Below are 7,732 nucleotides of genomic sequence, written 5' to 3'. Positions count from 1 at the left end.
AATATATAGCATATAAGAAGGGTGTGATGTTTATGATTGAAGGATTGATAGGAAGTTTTACATTTTTAAGTGTACTTTTATTAATTATAGGTTTTATTCTAATTGGAATAGAGTTTATGATGCCTGGATTTTCATTACCTGGAATACTAGGAGTTACATGTTTAGTATTATGTGTTCTTATTACTGCTAAAAGTTTTATAGATGTAATTCTCTTAGTTATGGGTATACTTGCTATTGTTGGAATAATGTTAGGTATTATGATATGGTTCTTTTCTAAAGGGAAAATTGTAAGTCCTTTAATTTTAAAAGATGAACAAAATAAAGAAAAAGGATATATAAGTTCTAATGATTTAGAATATTTACTTGGAAAAGAAGGTATCACTATTACAGATTTAAGACCAACAGGAATTGGTGAATTTAATGGGGTAAGATTAGATGTAGTATCAGAAGGAGACTATGTACAAAAAGGAAGTGAAATTATTATTTTTAAAGTAGAGGGCTCTAAACTAGTGGTTAAGGGAAAAAGTAATTATAAATAAAAATAATTTAAATTTTTGGAGGGTTTAAAATGGATGCTTTAAATATTGGATTAAGTATTGTATCAGTGGTAGTTATTATTTTATTGGTGGTGAGTTTTTTAAAACTTGTTCCATTAGGATTATGGATTTCTTCATTAGCAGCTAACGTTAAGGTTAGTATTTTTAATTTAATAGGTATGAGATTAAGAAGAGTAGTACCTAATAAAATAATTTTACCATTAATTAAATCAACTAAAGCAGGAATTAATTTAAGTGTAAACGAGTTAGAGGCTCATTATTTAGCAGGTGGAAATGTAGATGCGGTAGTAGATGCTTTAATTGCAGCTGAAAGAGCAAATATAGATCTTCCCTTTGAAAAGGCTGCTGCTATAGATTTAGCAGGTAGAGATGTATTAGATGCAGTTAAAATGAGTGTAAATCCAAAAGTTATAGAAACAACTAATGTTTCAGCAGTAGCAAAGGATGGAATAGAATTATTAGTAAAAGCTAGAGTAACAGTAAGAGCTAATCTTGAAAGGTTAGTTGGGGGAGCTGGAGAAGCAACTGTTTTAGCTAGAATAGGTGAAGGAATTGTTACTACAGTAGGTTCTTCTATGACTCATAAGGAAGTATTAGAAAATCCAGATGGAATTTCAAGAACAGTTTTAAATAAAGGATTAGATTCAGGAACAGCTTTTGAAATATTATCTATTGATATTGCAGATATAGATGTAGGAAGAAATATAGGTGCACATTTACAAACACTTCAAGCAGAAGCTGATAAAAATATTGCTCAAGCAAAAGCAGAAGAACGAAGAGCAATGGCAGTAGCTAGAGAACAAGAAATGAAGGCATCTGTTGTAGAAGCAGAGGCGGAGGTTCCAAGAGCAATGGCTCAAGCTTTAAGAGAAGGAAAGCTTGGTGTTATGGATTATTATGATATGCAAAATGTAATGGCAGATACAAAAATGAGAGCTTCTATTTCTGATAATGGAAACAATAACAAGGCTATAGGAGAGGATAGCAATGACAAAAAATAAAAATGATATTGAATCTTTATTTGGAAAGCTTTTAGGATCAGCGAATTCTTTTAACAGTATTAATACATTTAATGAAGGTACTAAAGATATTTTTAAAAATAGAAAATTTAAAGTTGAGGATATAGAAGAAAATTTAAAGATTATAGAAAATACTATGGATAAGGATTTTAAAGAAATAAAGGATAGGATTTTTGAAAAGGAATTTAATAAAGATTCAAAAATAGAAGAGAGTAATTCTTTAGAAAATCAAGTTAAAGAATATAATGAATTAAAAGAAGAAATTACTAATGAAATTTCTAATATGATAAAAAAAACATCAGATATATTAGCTGAAAATGAAAAAGAATTTGCATTTCAAAATATAACAAAAAATTTAAACTCAGATAAATTAAAAGAAGCTGTAATTTTATCTGAAATTTTAGGAAAGCCAGTAAGTAAACGAAAAAGGAATAAAAATAGAGGATATAGATAATTATGAATTTAAGGGTATTATTAATTGAAGATGAACCTGGAATAAGAATTTTACTTAAAAAAATAATAGAAAAAAAAGAAGGGTTTACTGTAATTGGTGAATGTGATAATGCTAAAGAAGCTATAAAGATCTTTGAAAAAACAAAACCAGACATTGTATTTTTAGATGTACAAATTAATGAAGGAAATGGAATTGAATGTGCAAAAAAAATGGCTGATATTAATCCTAAAACAAAAATAATTTTTGCTACTGCTCATGCTGATTATATGCAAGAGGCTTTTGAAGTATATGCTTTTGATTATTTAGTTAAACCATTTAATGTAGATAGAGTTTTTAACACATTAAATAGAATAAATAATATAGAAAATTTAAAAAATAATAATGATGATTTAGATAAAATAATAAGATATGAAAAGGGATTAGATAAACTTTTAGTAAAAGGGAAAGAAAGTATAAGCTTTGTGGATATTAAAGAAATTATTTTAGTTCAAAGGGAAGATAGCAATACAGTTATTTATACTAAAGATGATTATTTCACTACTTCAGCTACACTAACAGAAATAGAGAAAAAACTTGGTGGAGATGAATTTATGAGAAGTCATAAATCATATTTAATAAATATTTCTCAAATATCAAAAATATTTCCTTATGGTAGATGGACTTATGTTGTAAAATTTAAAGATATAAATAAAGATGCTCTTATAACACAAGAAAAATATGAAGAGATAAAAAAAATATTTTTTATGAATTAAAGAATGATAAAATTATAATTATATTAAAAAAAGTATAGAGAAACTAATAAATTTAGTTTCTCTATACTTTTTTTAAAAATAATTTTTAAAATTACTTGTTTTGTAAGATTTTTTTAATTTTGTTATAGTATAAAGAGAATATAATTTAAATATTTCTTTTAGAGAAATTTTAATATAGTATTTAATAATTAATAATAGGAGGAAAAAGTTTTGAAATTTAAAAATACGAGAATTAAATGGAATTTTTTAATAGCTACTTATATAGTAGTATTAGCTTATGTACTTATGAATTTAAGTACTGTATCAAAGGGAACAGGATATATATTTAGTGTGATAAAACCATTTGTAGTAGCAATAGGTATTGCTTTTGTTCTTAATATACCTATGAAATTTTTTGAAAATAAGGTATTAAAATCATTAGAAAAGTGTAAGAAAAAATGGATTAGAGGTTTGAGAAGACCTTTGGCTATAGTAATTAGTATAATTTTAATAGTAGCGTTATTTATGGGCGTTATTATATTTGTTATACCTCAATTATCAGAGAGTATCTCTAGCTTAGTAGATGTAATACCTAAATCTGTAAAAAGATTTGAGGAGATGATATCAAATACTATGGGAAATGCTGTTATACTAGGTGATATAATAAGTGAAGTACTAAAAATGTGGAAGGAAATTCTTAAAGTACTTGGGCAGGTAACAGGTAGTATGATAAGTAAAGCTTTAGATATAACTATAGGAGTTACTTCAACTATAGTAGATTTTTTTCTATCATTAGTATTGGCTATATATATGTTAGCAAGTAAAGAAAATCTTATAATGCAAATTAAAAAAACCATGTATGCTTTTCTTAATAAAGAAAAAGTTAATAAAATAATGGAAGTATCATATATAGCACAATTTAAATTTACTAGATTTATAGTAGGTCAATGTACTGAAGCTTGTATTATTGGATGTTTATGTTTCATAGGAATGACTATATTTTCATTTCCCTATGCTTTATTAATAAGTGTACTTATAGGCACAACAGCATTAATACCTATTTTAGGAGCATTTATAGGGACTATACCAGCAGCTTTTATTATTCTTATGATTAGTCCTATAAAAGCTTTTTGGTTTATTATATTCATAATAGTTATGCAACAGATAGAAGGAAATTTAATCTATCCAAGAGTAGTAGGAAATTCCATAGGATTAACTGGAATATGGATAATGTTTGCTATGATGGTTGGAGGAAGTATGTTTGGAATAATGGGAATGTTAATAGGAGTTCCTTTATTTGGAGTAATATATACAGTATTATCAATAATAATAAATAAGCGATTAAAAAATAAACAAATAGATATAAATAATATTAAGTAACAACAGTAAGTTTTTTATGCAAATTATGGATAAATTGGGAAAGTTATATTATAATTAGTTTGTATAATTTTAAATTATATTACAACAATTATGATATATGAGTTTTTAGAAAAGAGAGGAGGAGCAGCTCGTCTAAAATTAATTAAGCTTATTTTAACTTGGCGTAGATATATAGAATTTGAGGAAATTTATATAAGGAAATAAGTTATAATAAATTTGCCAACTTGTAAATTGGAAAATTTGAAAAATTTTAGCAGAGTGCATTGTATTATGGTTAAACCCACTTTAATAGTGATGGCAGCAGGGATGGGGAGCAGATATGGAAGTCTTAAGCAAATAGACCCTATTGGTCCTAATGGTGAAATTATAATAGAATATTCTATACATGATGCTATAAAAGCTGGATTTGGAAAAGTAGTTTTTATTATAAAAAAAGAACTATTAAAAAGCTTTAAAGAAATAGTAGAAAGTAAAATAGATAATGTTATAGAGGTAGAATATGTTTTTCAAGAAATAGATAAAATACCTAAAGGGTTTAATATACCTAAAGATAGAGTAAAGCCTTGGGGAACAGGTCATGCTATATTATGTTGTAAAGATATAATAAATACCCCTTTTGCAGTTATTAATGCAGATGATTTTTATGGACAATCTACCTTTAAAATAATAGGAGATTATTTAATAAATAATAAAAATCCTTATCAATATGCAATGGCTGGATTTGTTTTAGAAAATACATTGACAGAATTTGGAACAGTGGCTAGGGGTATTTGCAATGTTGATAAAAATGAATATCTTATTTCAGTTGAAGAAAGAACTCAAATTAAAAAAATAAAAAATATAACTAAGTATCTTAATGAAAATAATGAGTGGATTACTATTGAAAAGGGAAGTATAGCTTCTATGAATATTTGGGCATTTACTCCTACTATTTTTAATGAGTTAGAAAAGGAATTTAAATTTTTTCTTAAAGGGTTAGATAATAAAGAAAAGAGTTTACAAGATGAATTTTATATACCATTTGTAATAGATAAATTATTAAAAGAAAATAAAATAACTGTTAAAGTTTTAAAATCAGTAGAACAATGGTATGGTGTAACATATAAAGAGGATAAAGGGTATACTAGAGAAGCGATAAATAAATTAATGGGAAAAACTTATCCAAATAAATTATGGGAGGCTAATTTTTTAAATGGTTAAAAATTATAATTTTGATGAAATAGTAAAAAACTTTAATTTTAAAGGAGAATTTATAGAAGCTAAATCACATATTTGTGGTCATATTAATGATACTTTTATATTAAAATTTAAAAATGAAAATAATTCAGAGCAAAAATATGTATTACAAAGAATAAATACAGCTATTTTTAAAGATCCAGACAAATTAATGGAAAATATTAAAAATGTAACAGCACATATAGCAAAAAAAGTTAAAGAAGTTAATGGAGATCCACTAAGAGAAACATTAAATATTATACCAACTAAGGAAGGTAAAACTTATTATGTAACTGAACAGGGTGACTATTTAAGAGCTTTTGTATTTATAGATGGAGCTAGAACATATCAAATAGTTGAAAAACCTGAACATTTGTATACATCAGGAAAGGCTTTAGGCAAATTTCAAAAGCAACTAGCAGATTTTCCAGTAGAAATTTTACATGAAACTATTCCATACTTTCATCACACTGAAAAAAGATATGAGGCATTTTTAGAAGCAATAAAAAAAGATGAAAAGGGAAGAGTAATTTTTATAAAAGATGATATTGATTTTGTTATTAAAAGAGCTGAAGATACTAAAGTGCTAGTTAGTATGATTGAAAAAGGGATTTTACCTTTAAGAGTTACTCATAATGATACAAAGTTTAATAATGTAATGATAGATGATGAAACAGGAGAAGGTATTGCAGTAATAGATTTAGATACTGTTATGCCAGGATTATCATTATATGATTTTGGAGATTCAATTCGTTCAGGTGCAACTACTGCTTTAGAAGATGAAATGGATTTATCTAAAGTTAATTTTGACATTAATTTATATGAGCAATATTCTAAGGGTTTTTTAGAAGAGGTAAAGGAATCTCTTACTAAAGAAGAGATTGAATATTTACCATTTGGTGCAAAACTTATGACTTTTGAATGTGGTATGAGATTTTTAATGGACTATATAAATGGAGATGTATATTTTAAAATTCATAGAGAAAAACATAATTTAGAAAGAGCTAGAAACCAATTTAAATTAGTTTTAGATATGGAAAAACAAATGGAAGAAATGCAGAATATAATAAAAAAATATTGTTAAGTTAAATAACTGTAGGAACTTATGAAAAATAAATTCCTATAGTTATTTTATATTTTAACTTTAAATTTATAGAGTTATCTTATAAAAAAGTTTAATAAATTTCTTAAGTTTTTTTAAAATATATGAGCAATAAATTTATAGTTAACATATTTGAAAAAGGCTTATAGAAGAAGTTACATTATTTACCACTCCATTGGTGGCATTTAATATTTGTAGAGTTGTATTTGTTGTTGTTGTTATAATTGTGTATGCTGTGGCACTATTATAAGAATTTATAGCTTCTGATTGAATAGGAGTAGCACCAGTTGCACATCCATTTAAAAACATTATAAAGAATAATTTTTGAAAAGGAGCAGTAAATCCAGATATATAGATATTAATTAGGTAACAATGTTTAGGTGCTAAAATAAAAGAGCCATTATTAATATTATAATTAATATCACTACCATTACTAGTTATATTTTTATGGTTATATAATAATATACATCCAGGAGGAACTACGGGATTACAGGAAGAAGTTGATAAAAATTGAGCTCCTTTATTAGGAGATATATCTTTATAAGAATCATTACATATATGATTAATATAATCATGGTGGTTACAAAAATCATGGTTGCAGAAATCATTTGTAGAACTATTAGTATTTTGAGTAAAAGCTGCTTCATTATTATATGTTTTTTGAGAAAAATCATAATTAGATTTATTTGAATTATAAGTATTATTTTCAGAGTTTAAAAAATTACCATAAGGTTGATTTTTTAGAGTATTATAAGTTTTACTACAAAAGTGATAATTGGAATTTTGGGGAATATTATTATTGTTTTGAGAAAAGTATTTATCATTTAAATCACAATTAGTATTTTCAGTAGTGCAGCAATTTGAATCGTAATTATTATTAAAATAATTTGATTGTGAAGTACAGGGTGCATATTTAATATGTTGGTTATTTATGTTATTATAAGTAGACGGTAGAGCATTATGATTAGGGCAAGGTATTTTATTTTTATAGGAGTTTGCATAATTATAATAATTTGAGGGAAATCCATAGTTAAAATTTTGAGTGGATGTTCTAAAAGAATTGTTAAAATTGCCTGGATTATTATAATTATTAGGATAAAAGTTAGGAGGAACGTTATAATAAGGTTGTGGCTTTGAAAATGATTTATTCATATTATGGTTATAAGGGTTATGATCAACCATATTTGAATAGCGAGACATGGTATTACCTCCATATTAATAATATATATTATTTTATGATTGAATTTAAAATTGGTTACTAAAGGTAAATAAAC

Annotated in this window: 8 protein-coding genes; 7 read left to right on the top strand and 1 reads right to left on the bottom strand. The window is 25.6% G+C overall.

Going from position 1 to position 7,732, the window contains the following annotated elements:
* From GBZ86_RS10295 to GBZ86_RS10265, 7 genes are all read left to right on the top strand, one after another.
* On the top strand, positions 1-539 hold a 539-nt coding region (locus GBZ86_RS10295), incomplete at its 5' end, for an NfeD family protein (RefSeq protein WP_422678919.1).
* Between the two features lie 29 nt (positions 540-568).
* Positions 569-1,558 (top strand): flotillin-like protein FloA, encoded by a 990-nt coding sequence (floA, locus tag GBZ86_RS10290; RefSeq protein WP_152890373.1) that lies wholly within the window; start codon positions 569-571, stop codon positions 1,556-1,558.
* Positions 1,545-2,030, top strand: a complete 486-nt coding sequence (locus GBZ86_RS10285) for a hypothetical protein (RefSeq protein ID WP_152890372.1) — start codon at positions 1,545-1,547, stop codon at positions 2,028-2,030. The genes floA and GBZ86_RS10285 overlap by 14 nt, the downstream gene beginning before the upstream one ends.
* A gap of 2 nt (positions 2,031-2,032) precedes the next feature.
* A complete protein-coding gene (locus GBZ86_RS10280) occupies positions 2,033-2,782 on the top strand; it encodes a LytR/AlgR family response regulator transcription factor (protein WP_152890370.1) in 750 nt (249 codons plus the stop codon).
* A 210-nt stretch (positions 2,783-2,992) separates the two neighbouring features.
* The gene (locus GBZ86_RS10275; RefSeq protein WP_152890368.1) at positions 2,993-4,141 is read left to right on the top strand and encodes an AI-2E family transporter; all 1,149 of its coding nucleotides are present in this window, start codon (positions 2,993-2,995) and stop codon (positions 4,139-4,141) included.
* A 270-nt stretch (positions 4,142-4,411) separates the two neighbouring features.
* Positions 4,412-5,341, top strand: a complete 930-nt coding sequence (locus tag GBZ86_RS10270; protein ID WP_152890366.1) for a nucleotidyltransferase family protein — start codon at positions 4,412-4,414, stop codon at positions 5,339-5,341.
* Positions 5,334-6,440: a phosphotransferase enzyme family protein gene (locus GBZ86_RS10265; RefSeq protein WP_152890364.1), complete on the top strand. Its 1,107-nt coding sequence runs from the start codon at positions 5,334-5,336 to the stop codon at positions 6,438-6,440. The genes GBZ86_RS10270 and GBZ86_RS10265 overlap by 8 nt, the downstream gene beginning before the upstream one ends.
* A 141-nt stretch (positions 6,441-6,581) precedes the next feature.
* Here GBZ86_RS10265 and GBZ86_RS10260 read toward each other — a convergent pair whose 3' ends face one another.
* The gene (locus tag GBZ86_RS10260; protein ID WP_152890362.1) at positions 6,582-7,658 is read right to left on the bottom strand and encodes a hypothetical protein; all 1,077 of its coding nucleotides are present in this window, start codon (positions 7,656-7,658) and stop codon (positions 6,582-6,584) included.
* Positions 7,659-7,732 lie beyond the last annotated feature (74 nt).

Origin of the sequence: Clostridium tarantellae (genome assembly GCF_009295725.1) — a bacterium.
Taxonomy (GTDB): domain Bacteria; phylum Bacillota; class Clostridia; order Clostridiales; family Clostridiaceae; genus Sarcina; species Sarcina tarantellae.
The sequence above is the reverse complement of the archived record's forward strand: the minus strand, read 5'-3'. Positions and strand labels throughout refer to the sequence as shown.

What these genes read in the sequence shown, in the direction of transcription:
- floA (WP_152890373.1), top strand. Translation starts at nt 569, where the DNA reads ATGGATGCTTTAAATATTGGATTAAGTATTGTATCAGTGGTAGTTATT.
- GBZ86_RS10285 (WP_152890372.1), top strand. Translation starts at nt 1,545, where the DNA reads ATGACAAAAAATAAAAATGATATTGAATCTTTATTTGGAAAGCTTTTA.
- GBZ86_RS10280 (WP_152890370.1), top strand. Translation starts at nt 2,033, where the DNA reads ATGAATTTAAGGGTATTATTAATTGAAGATGAACCTGGAATAAGAATT.
- GBZ86_RS10270 (WP_152890366.1), top strand. Translation starts at nt 4,412, where the DNA reads ATGGTTAAACCCACTTTAATAGTGATGGCAGCAGGGATGGGGAGCAGA.
- GBZ86_RS10265 (WP_152890364.1), top strand. Translation starts at nt 5,334, where the DNA reads ATGGTTAAAAATTATAATTTTGATGAAATAGTAAAAAACTTTAATTTT.
- GBZ86_RS10260 (WP_152890362.1), bottom strand. Translation starts at nt 7,658, where the DNA reads ATGTCTCGCTATTCAAATATGGTTGATCATAACCCTTATAACCATAAT.